27 protein-coding genes are annotated in these 26,637 nt (G+C 36.2%); 19 read left to right on the top strand and 8 right to left on the bottom strand.

Annotated features, from left to right (window positions below; all coding sequences use genetic code 11):
* Window positions 1-102: 102 nt before the first annotated feature.
* From NCE97_RS01315 to NCE97_RS01280, 8 genes are read left to right on the top strand one after another with little or no spacing between them, the layout of a single operon-like run.
* Complete coding sequence (locus NCE97_RS01315; RefSeq protein WP_353777064.1) at window positions 103-621, top strand: hypothetical protein; 519 nt, start codon at window positions 103-105, stop codon at window positions 619-621.
* 48 nt (window positions 622-669) lie between these two features.
* Entirely contained in the window at window positions 670-2,313 is a 1,644-nt protein-coding gene (locus NCE97_RS01310; RefSeq protein WP_353777063.1) for a hypothetical protein, read from the top strand.
* 32 nt (window positions 2,314-2,345) lie between these two features.
* Window positions 2,346-3,800: an oligosaccharide flippase family protein gene (locus tag NCE97_RS01305; RefSeq protein ID WP_353777062.1), complete on the top strand. Its 1,455-nt coding sequence runs from the start codon at window positions 2,346-2,348 to the stop codon at window positions 3,798-3,800.
* A 1-nt stretch (window position 3,801) separates the two neighbouring features.
* Window positions 3,802-4,236 carry a dUTP diphosphatase gene (gene dut, locus NCE97_RS01300; protein ID WP_353777061.1) on the top strand — a complete coding sequence of 145 codons (435 nt, stop codon included), beginning with the start codon at window positions 3,802-3,804 and terminating at the stop codon, window positions 4,234-4,236.
* A gap of 44 nt (window positions 4,237-4,280) precedes the next feature.
* The gene (locus tag NCE97_RS01295; protein ID WP_353777060.1) at window positions 4,281-5,300 is read left to right on the top strand and encodes a sugar nucleotidyltransferase; all 1,020 of its coding nucleotides are present in this window, start codon (window positions 4,281-4,283) and stop codon (window positions 5,298-5,300) included.
* Window positions 5,301-5,340: 40 nt separating this feature from the next.
* A complete protein-coding gene (locus NCE97_RS01290; RefSeq protein ID WP_353777059.1) occupies window positions 5,341-6,705 on the top strand; it encodes a tetratricopeptide repeat protein in 1,365 nt (454 codons plus the stop codon).
* Between the two features lie 5 nt (window positions 6,706-6,710).
* Entirely contained in the window at window positions 6,711-7,493 is a 783-nt protein-coding gene (gene lolB1 / locus NCE97_RS01285) for a lipoprotein insertase outer membrane protein LolB1 (protein ID WP_353777058.1), read from the top strand.
* Complete coding sequence (locus tag NCE97_RS01280) at window positions 7,493-8,716, top strand: murein hydrolase activator EnvC family protein (RefSeq protein WP_353777057.1); 1,224 nt, start codon at window positions 7,493-7,495, stop codon at window positions 8,714-8,716. The genes lolB1 and NCE97_RS01280 overlap by 1 nt, the downstream gene beginning before the upstream one ends.
* On the opposite strand, the gene NCE97_RS01275 is transcribed toward NCE97_RS01280, so the two are convergent.
* Both NCE97_RS01275 and NCE97_RS01270 read right to left on the bottom strand, forming a co-directional pair.
* A complete protein-coding gene (locus NCE97_RS01275; protein ID WP_353777056.1) occupies window positions 8,717-8,929 on the bottom strand; it encodes a DUF6515 family protein in 213 nt (70 codons plus the stop codon).
* A gap of 49 nt (window positions 8,930-8,978) precedes the next feature.
* Window positions 8,979-9,494 (bottom strand): acyl-CoA thioesterase, encoded by a 516-nt coding sequence (locus NCE97_RS01270; RefSeq protein ID WP_353777055.1) that lies wholly within the window; start codon window positions 9,492-9,494, stop codon window positions 8,979-8,981.
* A 155-nt stretch (window positions 9,495-9,649) separates the two neighbouring features.
* On the opposite strand from NCE97_RS01270, the gene NCE97_RS01265 reads away from it, so the two are divergent.
* Both NCE97_RS01265 and NCE97_RS01260 read left to right on the top strand, forming a co-directional pair.
* On the top strand, window positions 9,650-10,345 hold the full coding sequence (locus tag NCE97_RS01265) for a hypothetical protein (protein ID WP_353777054.1): 696 nt from the start codon (window positions 9,650-9,652) through the stop codon (window positions 10,343-10,345).
* 15 nt (window positions 10,346-10,360) lie between these two features.
* Window positions 10,361-10,750, top strand: a complete 390-nt coding sequence (locus tag NCE97_RS01260) for a hypothetical protein (protein WP_353777053.1) — start codon at window positions 10,361-10,363, stop codon at window positions 10,748-10,750.
* Window positions 10,751-10,810: 60 nt separating this feature from the next.
* Here the strand turns inward: NCE97_RS01260 and NCE97_RS01255 are convergent, their stop codons facing one another.
* The gene (locus NCE97_RS01255) at window positions 10,811-11,749 is read right to left on the bottom strand and encodes an HU domain-containing protein (protein ID WP_353777052.1); all 939 of its coding nucleotides are present in this window, start codon (window positions 11,747-11,749) and stop codon (window positions 10,811-10,813) included.
* 100 nt (window positions 11,750-11,849) lie between these two features.
* Between NCE97_RS01255 and dprA the strand changes: the two genes are divergently transcribed.
* Window positions 11,850-12,953 (top strand): DNA-processing protein DprA, encoded by a 1,104-nt coding sequence (gene dprA / locus NCE97_RS01250; protein WP_353777051.1) that lies wholly within the window; start codon window positions 11,850-11,852, stop codon window positions 12,951-12,953.
* Here the strand turns inward: dprA and trpS are convergent.
* The gene (gene trpS, locus NCE97_RS01245) at window positions 12,950-13,921 is read right to left on the bottom strand and encodes a tryptophan--tRNA ligase (RefSeq protein WP_353777050.1); all 972 of its coding nucleotides are present in this window, start codon (window positions 13,919-13,921) and stop codon (window positions 12,950-12,952) included. The genes dprA and trpS overlap by 4 nt on opposite strands.
* A 119-nt stretch (window positions 13,922-14,040) precedes the next feature.
* Between trpS and NCE97_RS01240 the strand changes: the two genes are divergently transcribed.
* The gene (locus tag NCE97_RS01240; RefSeq protein ID WP_353777049.1) at window positions 14,041-14,781 is read left to right on the top strand and encodes a lysophospholipid acyltransferase family protein; all 741 of its coding nucleotides are present in this window, start codon (window positions 14,041-14,043) and stop codon (window positions 14,779-14,781) included.
* Window positions 14,782-14,862: 81 nt separating this feature from the next.
* Here NCE97_RS01240 and NCE97_RS01235 read toward each other — a convergent pair whose 3' ends face one another.
* From NCE97_RS01235 to recA, 4 genes are all read right to left on the bottom strand, one after another.
* Window positions 14,863-16,443, bottom strand: coding sequence for a hypothetical protein (locus tag NCE97_RS01235; RefSeq protein ID WP_353777048.1), 1,581 nt, complete (start codon window positions 16,441-16,443; stop codon window positions 14,863-14,865).
* The gene (locus NCE97_RS01230) at window positions 16,443-16,985 is read right to left on the bottom strand and encodes an RNA polymerase sigma factor (protein ID WP_353777047.1); all 543 of its coding nucleotides are present in this window, start codon (window positions 16,983-16,985) and stop codon (window positions 16,443-16,445) included. Before NCE97_RS01230 ends, NCE97_RS01235 begins: the two co-directional genes overlap by 1 nt.
* A 20-nt stretch (window positions 16,986-17,005) precedes the next feature.
* The gene (locus NCE97_RS01225; protein WP_353777046.1) at window positions 17,006-17,416 is read right to left on the bottom strand and encodes a hypothetical protein; all 411 of its coding nucleotides are present in this window, start codon (window positions 17,414-17,416) and stop codon (window positions 17,006-17,008) included.
* Between the two features lie 116 nt (window positions 17,417-17,532).
* Window positions 17,533-18,531 (bottom strand): recombinase RecA, encoded by a 999-nt coding sequence (recA, locus tag NCE97_RS01220; RefSeq protein WP_353777045.1) that lies wholly within the window; start codon window positions 18,529-18,531, stop codon window positions 17,533-17,535.
* A 409-nt stretch (window positions 18,532-18,940) separates the two neighbouring features.
* On the opposite strand from recA, the gene trhO reads away from it, so the two are divergent.
* The 7 genes from trhO (at window position 18,941) to NCE97_RS01185 (ending at window position 26,589) form a co-directional block, all read left to right on the top strand.
* Complete coding sequence (gene trhO, locus NCE97_RS01215) at window positions 18,941-20,014, top strand: oxygen-dependent tRNA uridine(34) hydroxylase TrhO (RefSeq protein WP_353777044.1); 1,074 nt, start codon at window positions 18,941-18,943, stop codon at window positions 20,012-20,014.
* The gene (locus NCE97_RS01210; RefSeq protein WP_353777043.1) at window positions 20,014-21,018 is read left to right on the top strand and encodes a radical SAM protein; all 1,005 of its coding nucleotides are present in this window, start codon (window positions 20,014-20,016) and stop codon (window positions 21,016-21,018) included. The genes trhO and NCE97_RS01210 overlap by 1 nt, the downstream gene beginning before the upstream one ends.
* Window positions 21,019-21,163: 145 nt before the next feature.
* On the top strand, window positions 21,164-22,339 hold the full coding sequence (locus tag NCE97_RS01205) for a PSP1 domain-containing protein (RefSeq protein WP_353777042.1): 1,176 nt from the start codon (window positions 21,164-21,166) through the stop codon (window positions 22,337-22,339).
* Window positions 22,323-22,820, top strand: coding sequence for a gliding motility lipoprotein GldH (locus NCE97_RS01200; protein ID WP_353777041.1), 498 nt, complete (start codon window positions 22,323-22,325; stop codon window positions 22,818-22,820). Before NCE97_RS01205 ends, NCE97_RS01200 begins: the two co-directional genes overlap by 17 nt.
* Before the next feature lie 2 nt (window positions 22,821-22,822).
* The gene (locus tag NCE97_RS01195; RefSeq protein WP_353777040.1) at window positions 22,823-25,159 is read left to right on the top strand and encodes a penicillin-binding protein 1A; all 2,337 of its coding nucleotides are present in this window, start codon (window positions 22,823-22,825) and stop codon (window positions 25,157-25,159) included.
* Window positions 25,160-25,231: 72 nt separating this feature from the next.
* Window positions 25,232-25,933, top strand: a complete 702-nt coding sequence (locus NCE97_RS01190; protein ID WP_353777039.1) for a CoA transferase subunit A — start codon at window positions 25,232-25,234, stop codon at window positions 25,931-25,933.
* Between the two features lie 2 nt (window positions 25,934-25,935).
* Window positions 25,936-26,589 (top strand): 3-oxoacid CoA-transferase subunit B, encoded by a 654-nt coding sequence (locus NCE97_RS01185; RefSeq protein WP_353777038.1) that lies wholly within the window; start codon window positions 25,936-25,938, stop codon window positions 26,587-26,589.
* Window positions 26,590-26,637 lie beyond the last annotated feature (48 nt).

Raw genomic sequence — 26,637 nt, 5'->3', positions numbered from 1 at the left:
ATATTTAAAACCTCACTGGTTCCTGAGCGAAGTCGAAGGATGAGTGAGGTTTTTTATGGAATAACTTTTGTTCTATATCTTTAAAACACTAATTTCAAGCAGATGAAACAAGTAAAAAAAATAGCCTTTTTAATAATTGGTTTTATAGTTATGACAAGCTTTTCACAATGTTCTAGTTCTAAAAACCTTCAAAAGCAAGCCCCTCTTAGCTTTGGAGAAGTGTATTGCCAAGCATGGGCAGGTGGCGTGGAAGCTGCAGGAACAGGACTAAACATTTTCATACCTGCAGAAGTAAAGCAAACAAACAACATAGCACTAGATTCTGTTTACTTTAGAGGAAAAGCAGTTAAGCTTGAGGCCAAAGAGTTTAACGGAACAGTGACCTATATAGGGCGATTTGTTTCAAAACCAAATACGACAAAAGATATCATCATAAGTAATGATCCAAAAGAGGAATCGGAGAACAAAATAGAACTACCAAAACCTATTCCTTTTGAGCTTCAGGATAACGAATGTGTTGTGAGTTATATTGAGAATGATGAGGTAAAATATTTTAAGATTAATAATGTTGTTGAACGTCAGCAAATAAACTATCCAGCTGTACGTCAGAATAAGCGATAAAAATCTATATTTACGCTTCTATAATCAATTCAACTCAACAACAACATTATGAAAAAAATTACAGCTCTATTTTTACTATTGCTTACTGTAAACTTAACCAACGCCCAACTCCAAGTTGGAAATGTGTCACTAGACTTTGGAGAAACAATAACCAACACTGATGGTAGTATCGTGCAAATAGCAGGCGTTGTGGACAATACTATTTATGTCTTAGCGAATAAGAAGAAAAAGTATTTCCTGCAATCCTTTGACAACACCACAAAGAAATTCAAGAAGAGTATTCCATTAAAATTTGATAAAATCAATGGCAACAAGGTCTTTTTAGAAGATCTTACAGTTGTTGAAGATAAGGTCTATTTGATGGCATCTTATTACGATAAGAAAAACAAGAAAAACAATTTTGTTGCTAAAGAAGTTTCAAAAGACTTAAAGCTAGGAAAGTTTAAAACAATTCTATCGGTCAAAGTACCTAAGAAAAAGTACAAAGGAGGCTTTGTATTCGATAGGTCTTATGATGATATCAATTACATTGTGTCGCACGTAGGAGTTATAGAAAAGAAAGAAACCCTAACCTATAGTTTTGTGCTTTTAGACAAAAATATGTCTGTTGTACTAGAAGACAACTATGAATCTGTTTTTGAAGATAGAAAAGACCTTACGTTCGATTTCTCAAGCTTTGCAGTAAATGAGCATGGCGATGTATTTATTACAACAACTGAAAGCTACAGAGATAAGAAACAAAAAACGACTCACAACAATATTACGCTTCACTCTTACCTAGCTAACAAAGGTTATGAAAAACAAGAATTGAAAGTCAACCTTTCTGGGAAAAGAGCAATTAACTGTTCCATACTAGAAACAAAAGACAATAGCCTACATATGATTGGCTTTTATTCTGACCTAAAGCGAAGCGGAAAAGCTAGATTTGGACTTGAAGGTATTTTTGATGTCACTGCAGATTATCAAGCAAACAAAGTTATCAAAGAGACATTCAATGAGTTTACTGTAGAAACTAGATCTAAAATCATAGGAGAGCGTCGTGCAAAAAAGGGTAAAGACCTAAATCCTTACTACAGAAACACGCACTTTTTTGAAAAAGACAATGGTGGAATCCTGATACTTTCAGATTATTTTTTATCCATAGTTGGAAGACCATCAGGGATTGGACCACTACAATTCACACCAATAACCTATATTTCTAATGAAGTTATTGTAACGTCATTAAACCCAGACGGGACATTGCAATGGAGCAATGTAGTTCCAAAAGAACAACAAGTAACTGTGCAACAGTTGAGCCTTGGACTAGGCGGTTGGGGAAGTAGCGGTAACGTTACTGTATCTGCATCTGTAATGTTCCCATTAGCAATACTCGGAAGAGGGCCAGAATACCTAAGTTCTCTGCCATTATACAAAGACGGGAAACTGACTATTATTGTGAATGACGACCCAAAGAATATTGGAACCACAGATATTGACGATGTAAAAAAAGTTAGAAATGTTAATAAAATGATTCCAGTAGCGTTTATCTTTGATGAGAATACTGGTGAAATGGAACGTATAGATCCAAAAGATTTCGAGAAAAGACAAATCGTTGTACAGCCAGTAACTAATTTTAGAGTAAGTGGCGACGAAGCTATTATTTACGGATCCAATAAAAAAGGAGCTAGGCTGGGAACACTTAAACTAAAATAGTAAAGTGTTAAAAACAAAGTGTTTGTTTCATATTGACAGCGTTTTCAAAACTTTTTAAACAGACTTTTATTTATGGTTTAGCAACGGTTCTACCTAGAATGCTAACCTTTTTACTAACGCCATTATATACCGATGTAATGGCTGTTGGTGTTTATGGTAAAGTCTCCATAATATTTGCTTGGTTCGCTATTTTCAATGTGATATTAGCTTATGGTATGGAGACTGCCTTTTTTCGTTTTTTCAATAAAGAAGAAGACAAAGAAAAAGTTGTAGGAACCTCAACATTGTCAATCATAATTACATCTGTAATTATATTTCTAACAGCATTTTTACTAAAAAATCAGATTGCTGTCATTACGGATATTGAAGTTCAGCATATCAATTTCGTGATTTGGATTTTACTATTGGACGCCTTAGTCATTATTCCATTTACATGGCTTAGGGCAAAAGAAAAACCAGTAAAATATGCTGCTATAAAGATTACCAATGTCGCTATCAATATTGGTCTCAATTTGTTTTTCTTCTTATTACTTGCCAACCTTGCGACGCAAAGTAGCTTTTTCGAATCCATTTATAAACCCGATTTCGAGATTACCTATGTCCTTATAGCCAATGTCATAGCCAGTGCAATTACACTTTTACTAATGTTCCCGTTTTATAGTAAAGTGAAATATAGATTCGACTCTAAATTGTGGAAGCAAATGCTGCGCTATGCATTTCCAGTATTAATTGCTGGCTTAGCTTACACTGTCAACGAAACGTTTAATAGAATTCTGTTAGATAGTAGTCTTTCGAGAGCCGAAGACCCAGAAGCAGAAGTTGGGATGTTTTCAGCCTGTTATAAACTTGCTTTGTTTATGACGTTGTTTGCAACAGCATTTCGCTTGGGAATAGAACCATACTTCTTTAGTCATGCTAAAAGTGACAATCCACAAAAAAACTATGCTAGAATCTTAGAGTATTTTGTGGCGTTTGGTTCTGTTATCCTTTTAGTTGTAGTTGTGTTTTCAGATTTAATAAAAGTGTTGATTATAAGAGACGAAGCGTTTTGGGAAGCGATGTGGATAGTCCCAATAATCCTTGTAGCAAGTTTCTGTTTAGGCATTTACCATAACTTATCAGTTTGGTATAAGATTACAGATCGCACAAAGTTCGGAGCATATATTTCTGTATTTGGAGCCATCATAACACTAGGGTTAAATTTTTGGCTGATACCAATAATTGGATATAAGGGTTCAGCTATAGCAACCTTAGCCGCCTATGGCAGCATGGTATTGCTATCCTACTTTTATGGAAGAAAGTATTATCCTATACCATATAACCTTAAAAAGATAGGCTTATACTTATTCTTTTCGATAGGGTTTTCAGTAGTATATTTTTACCAATTTAGAGAGAATTATATTGTTGGAATTACACTCTTAATCGTATTTTTATCCTTTGTTTATATATCTGAAATAAAGCAGCTGAAAAAGCTATTAAAAGGTTAGAATGCAAGTAAAAATCATTAACAAATCTAGTCACGCGTTACCACATTATGAAACTGTAGCCTCTGCAGGTATGGATTTAAGGGCAAACATCAATGAATCCATTACACTAAAACCCTTAGAAAGAACCATAGTGAAAACAGGATTATTTATGGAGCTACCTATTGGCTATGAAGCACAGGTAAGACCAAGGAGTGGATTAGCAGCAAAGAAAGGAATTACGGTTCTGAATGCACCAGGAACCATTGACGCAGATTATAGAGGTGAAGTCGGTGTTATTTTAGTCAATTTATCCAGTGAAGACTTTACAATCGAAAACGGAGAACGCATTGCGCAACTCGTAATCGCAAAACACGAAAGAGCAGAATGGGTTGAAGTCGTCGAACTAACCGAAACCAGTAGAGGAGAAGGTGGATTTGGTAGTACAGGAACACGTTAGAAACCTATCAACGATTAAACTAAAAAACGAATCAACATTAAACAATGAAAATAATAGTCCCAATGGCCGGACGCGGCTCGCGTCTTAGACCACATACATTAACAGTACCAAAGCCATTAATCCCTGTTGCTGGGCAACCAATAGTACACAGGCTTGTTAAAGACATTGCCAAAATACTCAACGAACCCATCGAAGAAGTAGCTTTTGTGTTGGGGGATCCAGCTTTCTTCGGAGATGATGTTGTAGAGAGCCTTACGAACTTAGCAGAAGGTCTTGGAGCGAAAGCATCAATATACAGACAGGACCAACCATTGGGAACAGGACATGCGATTATGTCTGCAAAAGAGTCTTTATCTGGCCCAGCTGTAATTGCCTATGCAGATACACTGATTAGAGCAGACTTTGTGCTCGACCCAGAAGCAGATAGTGTCATCTGGACCAAAAAAGTGGCTAATCCTGAAGCATTTGGCGTTGTTAAACTCAATGAGCGTAATGAAATTATAGAGCTTGTCGAAAAGCCGGAAGCGTTTGTCAGCGATCAAGCCGTTATAGGAATTTATTACTTTAAAGACGTGGCTGTGCTTAAGTCTAAACTTCAAGAAGTACTAGATGAAAACCTTATGCATGGTGGCGAATATCAGATTAATGATGGTATTAAGAAAATGATGGCAGAAGGTAGAATTTTCAAAACAGGAACAGTAGACGAATGGATGGACTGTGGTAATAAAGCAGTAACTGTAGAGACCAACACCAAGATGCTTCACTTTTTGCAGTCAGATGGAGAAGAACAAATGATTTCCGATTCAGTAGTTTTAGATAATGCTCAGATTATTGAACCTTGCGTTATAGGAGAAGGCGTAGTAATCATGGACTCTAGCGTAGGACCAAACGTTTCTATAGGAAATAACTGTATTATAGAGAGTTCAAGCGTTAAAAATAGCCTAATACAATCGCACACTACCATAAAAAACGCTAATTTAGACGATGCTATGGTTGGTAATCACGTTAAGTATGATGGAAGTTTTACCAAGATTAGCATTGGAGATTACTCTACTTTGGAATAAAAGTTGATTGTCATTCAGAGCGTAGCGAAGAATCTACAAAATGAAGAAATCATTATACATAGCGTTAATTCTATTCGGAATAGTTCTTATTCCGCAGATTGCTGTTGCACAAGTAGACTTCAATAAGACTCCAGATGATGACCTTGGAAATGTAGAAGATCAATTTCAGGAATTGTTTTTTGAGGCACTAAAGCAAAAAGGAATAGAAAACTATGACAGAGCTGTAGATGCCTTATTGAAATGTGTCAAACTAGACGACTCTAGACCTGTAGTTTACTACGAACTAGGTAAAAACTATAATCTCCTCAAAAATTTTGGTGAGGCAGAAGACGCTTTAAAGAAAGCGATTGATATGCAGCCAGAAAATGAATGGTTTTTAGATGAATTGTATCATGTCTATGTACAACAAGACGATATGGACAGGGCAATAAAAACTGTAAAACAACTCGTTAAGTACCATCCAGATTATAAGCAAGATTTAGCGACCCTATATTTCAAAGAAAAGAAATACAAACAAGCATTGTCATTACTCGATGAGCTCGATGCATCCTATGGAATTACTGATAGCAGAGACTATTTACGCAATCAAATTTATAATGCTACAGGGAAGAGCAAGGATAGAATTGAAAACCTTGAAGACCGTGTTGCTTCCGATCCGAATAATGAATTAAATCAGCTAAAATTGATTTACCGATACAGCGAAGCAGGCAACAAAAAGAAAGCATTTAAAGCTGCTAAAGAACTACTAGAACACAAGCCAGAATCTAAACTAGTTCATTTGGCCTTATACAAGTTTTATCTAGAAGACGACGACGCTAAAGCTGCTGTGGAGTCAATGAAAGTGGTTTTTACTACAGACGAGATCAATGCTGAAGCCAAGGCAAAAGTATTGAAAGACTTCGTTAACTATGTGAAGGCAAATCCTGAGTATGAGAAAGACCTTGTTGAGATAACAACGCTAGCAGATAATACCAATGACCCTAAAACACTTGAAAACTTAGGGCAATACTATCTAAAGTCGGGAGACAAAGCCAAAGCATTAAAAAACTTTGAAGAAGCATTGCTCCAAAAGCCAAATGACTTTGCACTGCTAAAGAATATACTCCTACTTCAGGTGGATCTTGGAAACAATGAAGATGTCGTCAAACGCAGTAATGAAGCTATTGAATTGTACCCTGCACAACCACTTTTATATTTGGTTAATGGTGTAGCTCAGAATAAGCTAAACCAATCAGACAAAGCCATAGAAATGCTAGAAACAGGTTTGGATTTTATTATTGATGATATTAAAATGGAAGCCGATTTCTATCAACAGTTAAGTCTAGCCTACAAGCAAAACAACAATAATGCTAAATCCCAAGCGTTTGCTAAAAAGGCAGAAAACCTATTAAAAACTCAGCAATAGCCTCAATGATTAAATCCTTTAAATATCTTTTAGCACTATCAATAGTGTTGCTGGCTTTTGGCTGTAAGTCATCGAAGCGCATTGTTGAGAGTGGTGAGCTAAACGAAAAACTTTCCGCAAAGCAAATTATAAAGCAGCACGAGAAGGGCCAACTAGACTTCAAAACGTTACAAGCAAAGGTTAAGATAGAATATACCGAAGTCGGGAAAGATAAATCTCAAAACTACACACTGAATTTACGTCTAGAAAAAGGTAAAACCATTTGGCTTAGTGCAACACTTGGATTAGCCAGAGCCAAGATTACGCCAGATAAAGTTCAGTTTTATGATAAGATAAACAACCAGTTTTTTGATGGTAATTATGCACTCTTAAGTGACTTCTTAGGCGTAGAGCTCAATTATGAAAAGGTTGAAAACCTGCTATTAGGATCATCAATTTTTGAATTGGATAGCAAGACGTACAAAGCATCAACTCACGAAAAGTCATATATGCTTAGTCCTAAAGACCAGGATGCCCTTTTTGAAGTGTTTTTACTACTCAACCCTGGGCATTTCAAGATGGATTCACAGCAAATCTTTCAACCAAGAGAAAAGCGTTTCCTTCAGGTTGACTACAAAAGTTATCAGGATGTAGAAAAGCAGATATTACCAGAAACATTTGAAATTATTGCTGTTGAAGATGAAGATCAGGTGACTATCGCTTTAGAGTACAAATCTGTGACATTGAATTCAGAACTTAGATTTCCATTCAGAATCCCTTCAGGATACAAAGAAATTATCATTCAATAATGAGTAAAAAATGGTATTACATATTAATCATTGTTTTTGTGGTTGGGACTTTCCAATCATATGCTCAAAAGAATGATAAAATAAAACAACTCGAAGCCAAACGAGAGCGTTTCGAGCGAGAGCTCAAGCAGATTAATACCTTATTGTTTTCAAACAAGAAAAAGGAAAAATCTGTGATTACTCTGGTTGAAGACCTCAATTATAAAGTTAGTGTTCGCCGAAACCTTATTAAGATTACTAATGAGCAGGCCAATCTATTAACAAGAAGAATAAACGCCAATCAAAAAGAAATCACCGAACTAAGAGCTCAGCTAAAACAGCTTAAGGAAGACTATGCAAACATGATTGTAAAATCATACAAGAGCAAGTCAGAGCAAAGTAAAGTGATGTTTTTACTGTCTTCCGATAATTTTAAGCAAGCTTATAAAAGACTGCAATACATAAAGCAATACGCTTCTTATCAGAAAGAACAAGGCGAAGAGATAAAAGCGAAAACCAAAAAGCTTCAAGATTTAAACACAGAACTTCTTGCGCAAAAAGAAGAAAAACAGAAACTGATTGAAGCCAATAGAATAGCTAAGAAGCAATTGGAGTCTGAATTGAAAGAACAAAATACATTGATGGCTTCCATCCAGAGAGACCTATCAAAGTATACCAGTCAAGTAAAGAAGAAACGACAAGAGATTGACAAGATTGATAGAGAAATAGATCGATTAATTGAATTGGCAATTGCAGAGTCCAACAAAAAAGCTGGAAAATCTACATCTTCAAAAACCTTTGCACTAACACCAGCAGCTAAGAAGCTTGCAGCAAACTTTGAAGCAAACAAAGGCAAACTGCCTTGGCCAGTGGAACGCGGTGTTGTAAAGGTAAAATTCGGAAAACAAAGATCTACGATAGACAAAACAGTAACTATTAATAGCAAGGGCATAAGAATAGCTACTGAAAAGAATGCCAAAGTCAAAGCCATTTTTGAAGGTAAAGTTATTGGTGTAGTCACCAAGAAAAACCTAAACCCAGCCATAATGATTCAGCATGGTAATTATCTATCCATGTACATGAACCTCTCTAAGGTGTATGTAAAGAATGGTGATAGGATAAGCACTGGTCAGGAAATAGGTGAGGTGTTTACCAGTAGAAGTTCAGGAGAATCTATACTTATGTTTAGAATCGCAAAGAACGCTACCAACCTTAACCCATCTTACTGGCTTGCCAAGCAGTAATTACACTCTAACTACCACGTAACCATTTCTTGTCTTTCTGTAATGTCTTCCGTTCCAGAAGTAGTAACGTTTTCCTTTTACGCGAACAACTTTATAGTGTTTCGGTAGTGTTTTTATAACAGTAACATTTGCAGGAGCTGCTTTAGTTCTTACCACACAAGACGTTGAGGTCATCATTAAGAATGCAGCGCAAAGAATGAATAAAGTTCTCATAGTGTCAAAAATTTGGTTCTACTATAAGACCTTAAGCTATTAAAAAGGTTTAATCAACCTTAAAAAGCGCTTTTAATTCAGAAGCATCAGAAGGCTTCATTTTGCCAGCAAGGACAAGGCTTAGCTGTTTTCTTCTCAATGCAGCATTGTAGCGCTCTATTTCTAAATCAGATTCTGGAGTAATTTCAGGAATTTTAACTGGGCGACCTCTTTCATCTACAGCTACAAAGGTGTAAATCGCTTCGTTGGCTTTAATACACTCACCAGATTCTCTGTCTTCGATCCACACATCCAAATAGACTTCCATAGAAGTTCTAAACGCTCTAGACACCTTAGCTTCGATAGTCACCACACTTCCCAAAGGAATGGCACTATTAAACGCTACATGGTTTACAGAAGCCGTAACCACAATACGTCTGGAGTGGCGCCTTGCGGAAATACTTGCAGCTCTATCCATACGCGCAAGCAATTCGCCACCAAAGAGGTTATTAATAGGATTTGTTTCACTTGGTAAGACCAAGTCTGTCATTATCGTTTTTGATGCAGTAGGAGTCTTTGCAGCCATAGTTAATAGATGAGTTGCAAAGGTAAGGTGTAATCTGCTCTAAAAAAAGAAATCTTACTGTAATGCTTTTAGGTAATAAACAAAAATAAGCACATAAACTTGCACACAATAATTTGTAAGAATACATTTACATTTTTAATTTTAAATATCTAATAATGAAAGAAAAAGATTTAAGAAGAATTCTCTCAAAAGCTATTAAACTATTCAATCTTACCCTTATTTTATCTATTTCTATTTCTTGTTCAAATGATGGGCTTAACGAAGATGAAACATTAAACCTCAAAGAAGATTTTAATGGGTTTATGTCAAAATTTAATTATAGCGAAAGTTATGGAGAGCCTGTTCTTGGTCTTTTTGAAAGATTGGATCATGACAATAGTTATGAGGAAGCAATATTTGAATTGATCTTGCAAAAGAAAAACTCAAATAATCTCCCAATTAGTGATGATATTAATAAAGTTGATGAGTTCAATCAGTATTTTGTTAATGAAATTATGGTTGCACTACTTCAAGACGGCATTAATGATTATTTCAACAAATTAGAGTACTACCAACTATTTGTCAATTCAAATATTGAAGACTTATCAAGAAAGAAGTATTTAAATACTACTATTGAACAGTTTAAGTGGGTTAAGTTTAGTGTTTATTATAAACAAACAAGTCAAGAAGGTATTAGTTTTAGAGATTTTGATCCAGAGGATTATAATTCTTTTGATCCATGTTTTGACGATTGTATGGAGTATAAAATAGATGAAAGTTTACAAAATGTAGTAGATTGGGCTTGGTTTTTGGCAAATCCAGGTTCAAATGTTGCTCAATGGGCTAGTAGTTGTGCTTGGGACTGTTTTTAATCATAAACTTACCTTATGAAACTAAAATATATTAGACTAGACATAACAGTAATAATTTTAGGAATTATTCTAGTTTTTTTATCTGGTAAAGATGTTATTCCATCTGCTATTGCTACATTTTATTTGATTTTAGCATCATTTTACTTCTTTCCTTTAAAATTAGTTAAGGGTAAAAGAGAAACATTTCAAATATTATCTGATGTTCTAATTTGTATCACATTAATAGTTGCTATTTTGCTTACTTACAAGGAAATTAAATTCTTAGGAGCTAGTTTTGGAATATTAAATTTTGCATACATTATTTATCTGGCTTTCTTCATCTTGAACAAAAGAAAAGATTTAGGAAATGACTATAGATTAATGATACTACTACATTTTTTAGCACCACTAATACTGATAAACTAGATTATAGTAAAAAAGGCAGTATATCAATACTGCCTTTTCTTATTTTGAATAAATTTTATCTTACTGTAATGCTTTTACTAAAAGCCAAGCATCAGGATTGTGTTCGCGACGAATTTTTCTAAGTGCTTGTTGCGCCTCAGTTCGGGTTTCGTAGCTAGAATACACTACTTCGTGTAGCCCGTAGCGATTCATACCAATAATTCTGGCTTTGTAACCTCTATCTTGAAGTTGTTTTACCTTTTTATCAGAATTGGCTTTAACCCTAAAAGCACCTGCAACCACATGAAAGCGACCACTTTGCTTTTCCACAGTTAAGGTTACAGCAGGTAGAGGATTGTTGATGACAAAAGTCGCCTCTTGCACTTTAGTGTCTAACTCCTCATTGGCAGCCTCTTGAGCCATTTGATTGTGCGTCTCAATCTGGTTGTTATAGTATTGCGAGGCGCCAAAACCTCCCAAAGTTAGCATTAACAAACCAACAGCAGCATACTGTAAATAAGGTTTTCTACGACGTCTTTCTGGAGTTATTGCAATTGGAGCAACTTCTTCGATAGCTTCAGCTTCTTCTTTGTAAACTTCACGTTTAATATCTCCTGAGGTAAATTGAGACAGCCCAAAAGCATCCGTTAAGTAATTGATACTGTACGACGGTTCAAAAACAATATTCCCTTCAGTATTCAGCATTAAATCACCAATGTTATCATAGCTAACCGTTTCTCCCTGGATGAGGTAGCCCTTAATAGCTTTGACATGCTTAGCAACTTTTTTGATAGCACTCTCAAAAGGAATCTTCTCTACTTCAGCAATATAGTTCGCCAAAAGCCCATCGTTATTTTGAATCTGCTCATTAAAAGACAGTACTTTTTTTGGAGGATAAAACGCATTTGTAGTTTCGTGAACTTTGGCAGAAATGCGCTGCGTTAAAAACGCACCAAAGTCAGGAACCGTAACACAATCGTATCTATATAGTAAATCGCTGATGTAAGTATCTAATTGCATAAAAACAAAGATAAAAATATTTGAATCGGAATAAAACACACCTTTGGTTAGTTATTAACAGCTTATTTTTACGAAATTGAGCTACATTTTATAAAGCTCCATGACCGAAACCTACCTACAATCAGTCCTAGCACTACAACACGTACCCAAAATTGGGTCTATTATAGCCAAGAAATTAATTGCACATTGTGGTTCAGCCGAAGCCGTTTTTAAAGAAAAACCATCCAACTTGCTCAAGATTGATGGCATTGGTAAGCTTACTGTTGAAAGCCTTAAAGACGCATCAAATTTTAGAGATGCCGAAGAAGAATTAAAGTTTATCAAAGACAATGACATTGCTTGTTTGTATTTTGAAGAAGAATCGTATCCAGAACGGTTAAAGCATTGTATTGATAGCCCAATTCTTCTATTTCAAAGAGGTGACGTCAACCTGAAACAGCAGCATATTATTAGCATTGTAGGCACTCGAAAGATCACAACCAGCGGCATTGCTTTTTGTGAACGACTCGTTGAAGCGCTCTCACCATTTAACCCAGTTATTGTCTCAGGATTTGCTTACGGCACTGACATTACTGCGCATAAAGCTGCAATGCAAAACAACCTACAGACGATTGGCTGTTTGGCGCATGGCTTTAATCAAATCTATCCTAAGGTGCACAAAAAATATGTTGCAGATATGGAAACGCATGGAGGGTTTTTTACGGACTTCTGGAGTACAGACACATTTGATCGCAACAATTTTTTGAAGCGAAATAGGATCATTGCTGGATTAAGCGAAGCAACTATTGTTATCGAGTCAGCCGAAAAAGGAGGGAGCTTAGTCACAGCTGATATAGCAAACTCCTACAATAGAGATGTATTTGCAGTTCCTGGAAGAGTTACAGATAGTCAAAGTATAGGTTGCAATAATTTGATTAAATACCAGAAAGCACATTTATTATCCAACCCTATGGATGTGCCGTACTTACTGAATTGGCAATTAGAATCCAAAGCCAAACCAGTTGTGCAAAAGCAGCTATTTGTAGAGTTAGACGCTGATGAAAAGCTAGTATACAATTACCTAAAAAACAATGGCAAAGCATTATTGGATATTATCGCTCTAGACTGTAGTCTTCCGAGTTTTAAGGTCGCAAGTATGCTTTTAAACATGGAACTCAAAGGCGTCATCAGACCCTTGCCAGGGAAGTTGTTTGAGGTGATCTAGTACCCAACCTTATCTCGTACACGTTTTAGCACAGCATCGGCAACAACTTTTGCTTTTTGAGCACCAACAGCCAAAGCATCATCCACCTCGTTGAGGTTGTTCATATAATGATTGTAGCGTTCGCGTTGCGTTGCAAAGGTTTCAAGAATAAGCTCATACAGCGCTTGCTTAGCATGACCATAACCATAACCACCACGTTCGTAATTGGCTTTCATCTCAGTAATCTGCGTTTCAGAAGCTAATAAACTATAAAGCGCAAAACAGTTACAGGTTTTCCAGTCTTTTGGTTCTTCTAGAGGTGTACTGTCTGTAACGATAGACATTATGGTTTTGCGTAGTTTCTTTTCTGGTAAAAAGATATCGATAGTATTGCCTTTACTTTTACTCATTTTATCGCCATCGGTACCAGGCACCAATTTGGTAGCTTCTTGTACTTGTGCTTCTGGTAGCACAAAAGTTTCGCCTCCCATTTTACCATGAAAACGAGACGCTACATCTCTGGTCATCTCTATATGCTGTAGTTGGTCTTTTCCAACGGGGATAATATTGGCATCATACAATAAAATATCTGCAGCCATAAGCATAGGATAAGTAAACAAGCCAGCATTGACATCTTCTAAGCGATCCGCTTTGTCCTTAAAACTATGCGCTAAGGTTAAACGTTGAAATGGAAAAAAGCAACTAAGGTACCAAGCCAGTTCAGTCACTTGTGGCACATCGCTTTGTCTGTAGAATACAGTTTTATTAATATCTAAACCAAAGGCCAACCAGGTAGAAGCCGTAGAATAGGTGTTTTGCCTAAGGGTTTCTGCATCTTTTATTTGTGTTAGAGAATGCAAATCTGCAATGAATAAGTAAGAATCGTTATCGTCCTTGGTAGACATTTCTATAGCAGGCATTATAGCGCCTAAAATATTACCAAGGTGAGGTGTTCCTGTACTTTGTATTCCGGTTAGAATTCTTGCCATAATAATTCCCCTTGAAAAAGGGGATAATTTTAATTAATACCTGGTTTTAAATAAAGTCGTTGACAAAGGTAATTGTTTTGATAGAATTGTTAGATTAATTTGAGTAGTTTTGAGGCGTTTTGATAGTCCTTAAATATATATTCTGGCCATTATACCGTATTTGGTTTTACATTCTTGTAGCCATACCGATTATAGTGCTTTTTCCTATCCTTATTGTTCTTATCTCAAAGGAGTCTTGGTATCCTTCGTTTTTTAGGGTAGCGCGGATTTGGGCAAAGTTTATTTTGATAGGTATGGGCTTTGCTTGGAAGATAGATAGGGAACAAACTCCCGAAAAGGACAAGAGTTACATGTTCGTTGCCAATCATACTTCTATGACTGATATTATGCTGATGTTGGTAGCGACAAAGAATCCTTTTGTATTTGTTGGTAAAAAAGAACTGGCCAAGATTCCATTGTTTGGATTCTTTTACAAGCGCACAAGTATTTTGGTAGATAGGAGTAGTGCAAAAAGTAGACAGGCAGTATTTCTTAGAGCGCAGAGACGTTTGAAGCAAGGTCTTAGTGTTTGTATTTTTCCTGAAGGCGGCGTGCCAGATGAGTCCGTAATGCTCGATGAGTTTAAAGATGGTGCATTTAGGATGGCAATCAATCACAAAATACCTGTCGTGCCTTTGACATTTGCGGATAATAAAAAACGATTTTCATACACATTTTTTAGCGGAGGACCAGGGCAAATGCGTGTAAAGATCCATAAGTTTTTTAATACTGAAACATTAACGATTGAAGACACAAAAAGTCTTAACAAGGACTGTAGAAATTTAATTCTGGAGCAATTACAATCGTATCAGAATAATTAAAAGCTGCTCTGGCACAGAGCAGCTTTTAACGTTTCATCATTGCTAGGTTTGCAATAACTAATCTAACCAACTAAAAAAAACCTAAAACTTAAAACTTAAGCCTGTATATACGCCAATAAAGTATGGTTGAAAATCACCAGAAGTATTATTGAACGTATTTATTTGATACTTGAACATAGGTTCAAGATTAATATTTAATTTTTCTGTAACGCCGTAATTAAGCCCAACGCCAAAGTTGGCACTATAGCTTACTTCATTTATATTATTAGCCTCACCAATAAGTGTTCTATTGCCTTCTGAAACAGCATAAATTTCATTATCACTAAGGAACATAGTACTGAACCCACCTATTATATTTACACCTAGTTTTTTGTCAACTACTTTGTATTCAAGTTCAACAGGAACCTCAATAAACCCAAACTGCTGTTCTAGTGATGTGTTTGGATTTGTTTTAATAATCTCTGGGGCATTTTCAAGACTTATGATAGGAGCACTTAAATACGAGGTGTTTAAAGTGTCATTTTTAAAGGAAATATTTTCTATCTGATTATTTACTGGTTGGAAAGCCTGCGGTGCTACAGTTGTATTTGCTGCTGTAGGTAATGTTGAGTATGCAATTACATTATCTGTACTGTATCCAAGTGTAACTCTATTAACACCTGCGCGAACTTTCAGCTTTTTATTGACGGCATATCCTCCGCTAATACCATAACTCATGTTAATGTCCCCGCTTTTAGCATTGCTATTAAATTGACTATGAATAGAAGACCCTTCACCTAAAGTGTTGAAATAAACAGGCGCAACGTTGGGCGATACGCTCCACCTGTTGAATTTATCTTCTTCTTTTTCATCTGTTGTATCGTCTTCGTTCTTATTCTCCGCAATAGCATCCTCTATAGCATTCTTTTGAGCAGTTAATTCTTCTGCAGCATCTTCTTTAATAGCATTCTCGGTATTGTTCAAAGAATCTTGTGCTTTGGTATTAGACTCTGTCTCAGTAATAGCAGTATCATCTTTCTTGGATGCATTGATTAAGGCATCTAATTCAGAATTCGTTTTAATAGCATTCTTCGTTTCCGAATTATTCTCATTGTTTTCCTTTTGAGAATCTACTTTTGCAATCGCATTAGTAGTGTTCTTAGAAGATGATTGGTCTTCTTTATTGTATTGCGCTAAACTGTTCTGTTTTTTGATTGATGAATTATTATTGAGTTTGTTTGGTTGAGGATTATTTGTGTAATTAGTCTTGTCATTGTTTTCAGAACTATTATCAGCAACCTGAGTATCATCTACCATACTTTCGAAAGAATCTATATTAGACTCGGAAGTATCTTCGTTTGTTAATTGTGTTGAATTAGAATTATTGTTAGCGTCGTCTATTGTTGTTTTAGAATTTGATTCGTCTTTTTTCTCAGTTTGATTGTCTACTATCGGAAGCGTTGGATCGGTATCATTACCATTGAAAACACCACCAACAGTCAGCATTAAAAGTAGTATAGCCGCAACACCGCCTAATTGCCACCAAATAGGAATTACTCTACGTTTACGTTTTTTATTGTGAAGCTTGTCGTGGATATTATCCCAAACGGCATCACTCGGCATAGGTTCAAAATCTTTGAACTTTTCCTGAAAAACTCTGTCTATGTTCTTCTTGTCACTCATTATAAACTTTGCGAGTTTGACATCGCTTTGTGTTGTTCTATTTTTTCTTTTAAAATCAATCTTGCTCTCGCCAGATTGGATTTTGAGGTTCCGGTAGAAATGGATAACATTTCTGAAATTTCTTTATGCGAATAACCATCTAAAGCATACAAATTGAAAACCAATCTGTAGCGGTCTGGCAACTCTTGAATAATCTTTAACAAGAAATCGATAGTTACATCTTCATCATCAATCTCAACAGAGACATCTTCTATCTGATCCTCATTGATAATGTCAAAAACACCAGCGCTTCTATACCTTAACAATGCTGTGTTAATGGCAATCCGCTTCATCCAACCTTCTAAAGAACCTGAGCTTTTGTACTGATTTATTTTACTAAATATGGTTACAAAAGCATCTTGCAGATTATCTTCTGCTTCACTATAATTTCTTGAATACTTAAGGCATAGCGAAAACAACTTGCTCGCATAGAGCTTGTAGATTTGACTTTGCGCTTTAGCATCATTATTCTTACAACTTTTTATGAGTTGTTCTAAACTCACATTGAAATATTATTAATTGGTTAATTAGGCACCACCGGAATTTCAACTATATAATAAGTATCTTCTCCATTGTCATCTTCACCTTGCCAAAACCTAAAAACATAGCTATCAAAACTCTCTAATGGTAAAAAGTTAAAACTTACCTCTACTTCTTGGTTTAGTCCAGCTGGACAGTCTCCAGTTACTACAGTGTTTACGACTGCAATTGTTCTCTGATTTTCTTCAGGGACATAGTAAAAATCGTTGAATGTATGACATGCAGTAGGTCTAATATATGTAATAACAATCTGTTCTGCTTGTCCAACAACGAACTCGTCTGGTAAAACTACACCTTCGACAGGTAAAATTTCAAAATAAAAATTTTGACCATCGTCAACACTACAAGATTGCAATGCAACAATAACAAAAAGTAGGGCAAATAACTTCTTCATTTAAACTCAATTAACCAATATTCATTAGTATAGATACAGTAGATGTCAAAAGGTTGCGTCAAAAAATGAAAAAATCCTGAAATTTTTCAGGATTTAGTTTTTTAAGACAAGGAATATTAGTTTGAAACCACTTGGCGAACTTTTTCTTCAAGCTCATCCATGAGGTCTGGATTATCCTTTATCAAAGCCTTAACGGCATCTCTTCCTTGCCCAAGTTTGGTGTCTTCATAGCTAAACCAGGAGCCACTTTTCTTAATAATTTCATTATCTACAGCAATGTCTAAAACTTCACCTACTTTAGAAACACCTTCACCATACATAATATCAAACTCTGCTGTTCTAAAAGGAGGTGCTACCTTGTTTTTAACAACCTTAACTCTGGTTTTGTTTCCAATGACATTACTATTACTGTCCTTTATTTGAGTAGAACGTCTGATATCTAATCGAACAGAAGCATAAAATTTTAAGGCGTTACCACCAGTAGTAGTTTCAGGATTACCAAACATAACACCAATCTTTTCACGCAATTGGTTGATAAAAATCATAGTACAATTGGTCTTACTGATAGAAGCAGTAAGTTTTCTTAATGCTTGGGACATTAATCGAGCATGTAATCCCATTTTGGAATCTCCCATTTCGCCTTCGATCTCACTTTTTGGAGTCAACGCAGCAACGGAATCAACAACAATAACATCAATAGCACCAGAACGAACCAAGTTGTCAGCAATTTCCAAAGCTTGCTCACCATGGTCTGGCTGAGAAATAATTAAATTATCGATATCCACACCAAGCTTTTCAGCATAAAAACGATCAAAAGCATGTTCAGCATCAATAAATGCCGCGATACCTCCAGCTTTTTGAGCTTCGGCAATAGCATGAAGTGTTAACGTGGTTTTACCAGAAGATTCCGGGCCATAAATTTCAATAACACGACCTCTTGGATAACCACCTACTCCCAATGCAATATCCAGACCTAAAGACCCTGAAGAAATCGCATCAACATCCTCTACAGCTGCATCGCTCATCTTCATTACAGTCCCTTTTCCGTATGCTTTGTCTAGTTTATCTAAGGTAAGCTTTAGTGCTTTTAATTTGGCTTCTTTTTCACTACTCATTATCTAACGTTTTTTATTCGAAAATTGAATGCTAAAATACTATAAGTTTTAACGTTCTACAATTTACGACGCAACCTTTTCTAACTTTCTGCATCTACTAAACAAGAGTTGGGAATTCTTGCTATGAAGTTTTTAAGAAAAATTATTTTTAACACGACATTAGGTGTTTCAGTTGCGATACGTATAAATGGCAGCTGTAAAGCCGATGGTGGCTAGCTCGTTATATAATTTTTAAGCAAAAATTAAAAAATTAATAATAACGAGTTAGTCTAAAAAGCACTTTGATAACACCAAAGTGCTTTTTTATTTCTACGAGCGTTAAATAGTTTTAAAATACTACCTTTGCCCAGCAAAGATCGATAACAAAAGATCTTACGTAATAAACCTTTAACCTTAAAATTAGTATAGCATGCAACTGTACAATACATTAAGCGCTAAGGAAAGAGCAGAATTAATCGAAAAAGCTGGAAAAGATCGATTAACCATTTCCTTCTACCAATACGCGCATATCAAAAATCCTAAAGAATTTAGAGATCAATTATTCATTACCTGGAACGCATTAGATGTTTTGGGAAGAATTTATGTTGCTAAAGAAGGGATTAATGCTCAATTATCGCTTCCTGCGGAGAATTTCGAAGACTTCAAGAATCATCTATATTCTATTGATTTTCTAGATGGTATTAGACTCAACATTGCCATTGAGCAAGACAACATGTCTTTCCTTAAACTGAAAGTTAAAGTTAGAGACAAGATCGTAGCAGATGGTTTGGAAGATGATACTTTTGATGTTACTGATAAAGGAGTTCATGTAAAGGCTGAACGCTTCAACGAACTTATAGAAGACGAGAACACCATTCTTGTAGATATGCGTAACCATTACGAAAGTGAAATAGGACATTTTAAGAATGCAATTACTCCAGACGTAGATACCTTCAGAGAATCATTACCAATTATCGAAGATGATTTAAAAGAGCACAAGGAAGACAAGAACTTAGTGATGTACTGCACAGGAGGAATTAGATGTGAGAAGGCAAGTGCTTACTTTAAACACAAAGGATTTAAAAATGTATTTCAGCTCGAAGGCGGAATTATTGAATACACAAGACAAGTAAACGATAAAAATCTAGAGAATAAATTTATTGGAAAAAACTTTGTCTTTGACGAAAGAAGATCCGAGCGTATTAGTGAAGATATTATAGCACAATGCCATCAATGTGGAGCGCCTTGCGACACACATACAAATTGTGCTAATGATGCATGCCATTTGTTGTTCATTCAGTGTGAAAAGTGTAAAGAAGAGATGAATAATTGCTGTTCTACAAATTGTAAAGAGATTCATGAATTACCTTATGAAGAACAAAAAGCACTAAGAAAAGGGCAAGGCAATAGCAATGATATCTTTAAGAAAGGAAGAGCAGATCATTTACCCTACAAGAAGGACTTAAGGAATATATTTGAAACACTAAAACACAAAGCGGATTAGTGAACGTTTATAGGCTCTTACAACTCAACAGGCTCATTAAAAACCATAGAATTAAGTTCTTTGGTATGTACCTGTTACACAAATTCAACAAGCGTTATCTCGCGGTGAATTTAGACCCTGTATTGGCCTGTAATCTGCGATGCAAAATGTGCTATTTTACAGATGCTGATTTTGTAAAAACCCTCAAGGGGCAGTTCAAAGAAGAAGAATTGGACCAAGTAGCAAAAGCAATTTTCAAACGCGCTTTAAAACTACAAGTGGGCTGTGGTACAGAACCAACACTCTATAAAAAACTACCACAAATTATTGCTTTAGGGAAGCAGTACAAAGTGCCTTACATTTCCATGACGACTAATGCCAATTTACTTACCGAGGACAAGGTAAGAGAGTTATTAGAAGCAGGATTGAATGAGTTCACCATTTCCCTACATGGTGTTACCAAAGAGACTTATGAAAACTTCATGAAAAAAGCGTCTTATGAAAAGTTTCATGCAACACTGGATGCTTTTGCAAAGCTTAAAAATGAATTTGATTTTAAGGTAAGAATCAATTACACGTTCAATAAAGACAATTTCCATGAGCTATCAGACTTCTTTACGTTTTTCAAAGGCGATAGTTTTGATATTCTTCAACTGAGACCAATTCAAAAAATTGGAAATACAGAATACAATGATTTTGACCTTTCAACATTATATGAAGATTACGAAGCATTAATTCCGAAAATAAAGCAAAACTGTAAGGAGAATAATATTACGCTTTTGGCGCCTAACAGCATTTCTAATCTTAAGGCTGAAAACAAATCGGGTTACGTTTACGAATATGCCTTTTGCTATGTGTCTCCACAACATTTTTGGAAAGACGGTTTTGATTACAAAACCCAAACGTTCAATAGCTTTGCAAAACAAATAGGCTGGGGAAAATTATTGTTCAGTAATATCTTTAAGTCCCAACGAAACTTACCAACAACGTCCAATAATTTGAATTATGAAATTGAGTTGAATTAAAAAAGATTCATGCTCAAACAGGAAGTCTCATTTCAATAAAAATTCATAAATCATAAGTCCCTAAATAATTTTATCTTTACCAATCGATAAATTATGAACAAGAGTCGAAAAACCGAGAGGTTTTCGAGCTAATGATATATATTACATGAGTTGTAACAGTTGCGCAACTGGTAAAGACGGAACACCAAAAGGATGTAGAAATAATGGGACTTGCGGATCGGACAGTTGTAATAAACTTACTGTTTTTGATTGGCTGTCTAACATGTCGCTTCCAAATGGTGAAGAGCCATTCAAGGGGATAGAAGTTCGTTTCAAAAACGGAAGAAAACAATACTACAAGAATAACGAGAATCTTAGTCTAAGCATAGGCGATATCGTAGCAACCCAAGCCAAAGCAGGCCACGACGTCGGAATGGTTACCCTTGCTGGGGAACTGGTTCGTGTGCAGATGAAGCGCAAAGGCATTGACATTGACGATTCCGAAAAAGTACTTAAAATTTACCGAAAAGCTTCTCAACGAGATATTGACGTTTGGTCTACTTCTAGAGATAAAGAAGAACCAATGAAGGTCAAAGCACGTCAGTTTGCAATCGATTTGAATCTCGAAATGAAGATTTCAGACATCGAATATCAAGGAGATGGTAGTAAGGCGACCTTTTATTATACCGCAGAAGAGCGTGTCGATTTTAGAGAGCTTATAAAAGTATTTGCAAGAGAGTTTAAGACCAGGATTGAAATGAAACAAGTTGGTTTTAGACAAGAAGCAGCTAGACTTGGAGGCATTGGATCTTGTGGTAGAGAACTATGTTGCTCAACATGGCTTACAGATTTTAGATCGGTAAGTACATCGGCAGCAAGATATCAGCAATTATCATTAAATCCTTTGAAACTTGCTGGACAATGTGGTAAGCTAAAATGTTGTTTAAACTATGAGCTAGACACTTATCTAGATGCACTTCAAGACTTTCCAAAAACAGATATAAAGCTTAAAACAGAGAAAGGCATAGCAGTTTGTCAAAAGACAGATATTTTTAAAGGTGTGATGTGGTATGCTTATGAAGGCGAATGGATGAATTGGCATAAAATTACTAAAGATCAAGCCAACGAAATCATTGATTGTAATAACAATAACGAGCCCGTAGCTAGCCTCGAAGAATACGCTTCAGAACTCATAGAAGATAATAAAGCAGAATTCGAAAACGTTGTTGGACAAGACAGTTTAACAAGATTTGATAGTCCAAAACGTAAGAATAAACGTAGAAATAATAGAGGGAAACAACGAAGAAACAGAAAGCCTAGAAACAATGCTCAAAAAAAATAGCTGGATCATATCATTACTTTTAGTGTGTTTTGCGTGTGACTCCAATCAGATTTTTGATGCATATGAATCGTTTCCAAACAAATGGCACAAAGATGAGGTTGTTTCGTTCTCTATGACACCACCAGACTCTACCCAAGCCTATAATTTGTACGTGAATATTAGAAACAATAATGATTACAGATTCAATAATCTGTTTCTTATTGTAGAGCTCAATTACCCAAATGGTAAAGCAATAAAAGACACTTTGAAATACAAAATGGCTGCACCAGATGGGACACTTCTTGGAACTGGTTTTTCTGATGTTAAAGAAAATAAATTGTGGTACAAAGGGTACGAATCTCCATTTGTGTTTAACGAAACTGGAGAATATACCATTAACATACAACATGCCATGAGAGAGAATGGAAAAGTAGATGGCGTAGAAAATCTCGAAGGCATTACAGATGTAGGATTTAGAGTAGAATCTATAAAAAGTAACTAATTATGGCGAAGAAAAGCACCAAATCAAAAAAGACTGAGTCATTAGATTTTTCAAAACACATTCGTTGGTTTTGGATTACATTCAGCAGTGGAATTTTAGGATTATTGCTTTTGTTTTTATTAGCATCTTGGGGGCTTTTAGGAGAAATGCCAGATCATACTGTATTGGAAAACCCAAGAACAAACTTAGCTTCGGAAGTTATTTCTTCTGATGGGAAATTGATTTCTAAATTCTATTTCAATGACAATAGAACTCCTATAGCTTATGAAGATTTGCCAGAAAACTTGGTCAATGCGTTAATCGCCACAGAGGATATTCGATATCATGACCACGCTGGTGTTGATGCAAGAGGAACGCTAAGAGCATTATTCAAAATGGGTCGAGGTGGAGGAGCCAGTACTATTTCTCAGCAATTAGCAAAACAACTATTTACCGTTCAAGTATCCAGAAGTAAAGTTGCGAGAGCATTACAAAAAGTAAGAGAATGGATTATAGCCATTAGGTTAGAACGCCAATATACCAAAGAAGAAATCATCGCTATGTATTTCAACATCTATGATTTTGGTAATAATGCCGATGGTATTCGTTCGGCTTCAAACATTTATTTCAATAAAGAACCAAAAGATTTAGATGTTAAAGAATCTGCAATGTTAGTTGGAATGTTCAAAAACTCTTCGTTATTCAACCCTCGAAGAAGACCAGAAATGACAAAGGACAGGCGAAATGTGGTGTTTAGTCAAATGGAGAAGTACGAGTACATTACTGAAGAAGTAAAAGACTCACTACAAAACACGGAATTAGATTTAAGATACACGCCACAGTCGCATAGAGAAGGTCTCGCAACATACTTTAGAGCTTACTTGGATGGCTTTATGAAAGAATGGATTAAGGAGAATCCTAAACCAGATGGTGAAAAATACAACCTCTATAATGATGGGTTAAAGATATACACCACTATCGATTCTCGTATGCAACAGTATGCGGAAGATGCGGTGCAACAGCACATGCCAAGATTACAAGCTGAGTTTGATCACCAGAATACACCTAAGCGAAATCCAACAGCACCATTTTTAGAGCTAGATAGAAATGAAATAGAATCTTTAATGCGTCGCAGCATGAGGCAATCTGAGCGTTGGCGCAAGATGAAATACGACCTTAAAAAATCTGATGAAGAGATTGTCAAGTCTTTCGATAAAGCGATTCCAATGACTATTTTTTCGTGGAAAGGAGAGATTGATACGATTATGACGCCAAGAGACTCTATGCGCTATTATAAATCATTCTTGCATCCAGGTTTAATGTCTATGGATCCAATAACAGGTCATGTTAAGGCTTGGGTTGGCGGTATGAACTATAAGCACTTTCAATACGATCATGTGAAACAAGGAAAACGTCAAGTAGGCTCTACCTTTAAGCCATTTGTATATGCAGCAGCCATTAGTGAATTACAATATTCGCCATGCGATACGATGCCAAATACCCAGATAACTATTGAAGCCAACAAGTATGGCAACCCAGAACCTTGGACTCCGAAAAACTCAGACGGTAAGTATGGTGGTTTTAAGACGTTAAAAAATGCGCTTGCAAATTCTACCAATACCATTACGGCCAGACTGATGAATGAAATCGGTCCACAACCTGTTGTCGATTTAGCAAAAGATTTAGGAGTGGAGCAAGATATACTACCAACACCAGCTATAGCACTCGGAACACCGGATTTGAGCGTATACGAAATGGTAGCAGCCTATTCTACTTTTGCTAATAAAGGCGTGTACAACAAACCAGTAATGGTGACGCGTATAGAAGATAAGAATGGTACTGTATTATTTCAGGTAACACCAGAAAGTAAAGACGTGTTGAGTGAAGAAGTAGCTTATGTCACTGTAAACTTAATGCAAGGTGTTACTGAAGGAGGATCAGGCACAAGGCTAAGACATAGTTGGGCAACAAAGACGCCTGTGTATAAAGAAATTATTACTGGCTATCCTTATGAGTTCAAAAATCCTATCGCTGGGAAAACAGGAACCACACAAAATCAAAGTGATGGTTGGTTTATGGGGATGGTACCAAACTTGGTTACAGGAGTTTGGGTTGGTGCAGAAGACAGGGCTGCACATTTTAGCAATCTGACTTATGGACAAGGTGCTTCTATGGCATTGCCAATTTGGGGATTATACATGAAAGCTTGTTACGAAGACGAAAGCTTAAATATCTCCAAAGATAAGTTTGAAGAACCTTTAGATCTATCCATAGAAGTCGATTGCGCAGAGTTTATTTCTAACAGGAAAAAGAAGGACAACGACGATCTCGGTGATGAAATAAATGATATTGATTTTTAAGAAATATTTTGAAAGCCATTCACTTTAGAATGGCTTTTTTATTTTGTACTTTTCGGGTATAAAATTTTATTCATGATTAATAAAACAGTTGCTAATGTTTCTGAGGCTTTAGAAGGCGTTTCAGATAACATGACGTTTATGTTTGGTGGCTTCGGACTCAGTGGAATTCCAGAAAATAGTATAGCAAAATTAGTTGAGCTTGGTATCACAGGATTGACCTGTGTTTCCAATAATGCAGGTGTGGACGATTTTGGTTTAGGGCTGTTGTTACAACAGAAACAAATCAAGAAGATGATCTCCTCTTATGTAGGTGAAAATGATGAGTTCGAAAGACAAATGCTAAGTGGAGAGTTGGAAGTTGAGCTCATACCTCAAGGCACATTGGCAGAACGTTGTAGAGCGGCACAAGCTGGCTTCCCAGCATTTTATACCCCAGCAGGTTATGGAACCGAAGTTGCAGAAGGCAAAGAAACCAGAGAATTCAATGGTAAAATGTATGTTCTGGAAAAAGCGTTTGAAGCTGATTATGGTTTTGTAAAGGCTTGGAAAGGCGATGAAGCAGGTAATCTAATATTCAAAGGGACGGCTCGGAACTTTAACCCTAACATGTGTGGTGCAGCAAAGATTACAGTTGCTGAGGTTGAAGAATTATTGCCTGTAGGTAGCCTAGATCCAAACCAGATTCATATTCCTGGAATATTTGTGCAACGAATATTCAAAGGCGCACATTACGAAAAACGCATTGAACAACGAACTGTAAGACAAAGAGATTAGGTATGTTAGACAAGAATGGAATAGCTAAACGTATAGCACGCGAAGTAAAAGATGGATACTATGTAAACTTAGGCATAGGAATTCCCACCCTTGTAGCAAACTTTGTAAGAAATGATATCGAGGTTGAGTTTCAGAGTGAGAATGGTGTGCTTGGAATGGGACCTTTTCCTTTTGAAGGCGAAGAAGACGCAGATGTGATCAACGCAGGAAAGCAAACCATAACAACATTACCTGGAGCTTCCTTTTTTGATTCCGCAACGAGTTTCTCAATGATACGTGGGCAACATGTAGATCTTACTATTTTGGGTGCAATGGAAGTAGCAGAAAATGGAGACATTGCCAACTGGAAAATTCCTGGTAAAATGGTAAAAGGAATGGGAGGCGCCATGGATTTGGTTGCTAGTGCCGAAAATATCATTGTGGCCATGATGCATACTAACAAGCGAGGTGAATCAAAACTTTTGAAGCGCTGCTCATTACCTTTAACAGGTGTTGGCTGTGTAAAAAAAATAGTAACAAACTTAGCAGTGATTGAAGTTACAGATGCTGGATTCAAGTTGGTAGAACGCGCTCCAGGAGTTTCGGTAGAAGCCATTCAAGAAGCTACGGAAGGTGCACTCATAGTTGAAGGCGAAATACCAGAAATGGCACTTTAGAATATTTTAAACAAGAAATTATTTAGACGTTTTTATCCGAAGACGTCT

This window comes from Winogradskyella sp. 3972H.M.0a.05 (genome assembly GCF_040493455.1).
Classification (GTDB): Bacteria; Bacteroidota; Bacteroidia; order Flavobacteriales; family Flavobacteriaceae; genus Microcosmobacter.
The sequence above is the reverse complement of the archived record's forward strand: the minus strand, read 5'-3'. Positions and strand labels throughout refer to the sequence as shown.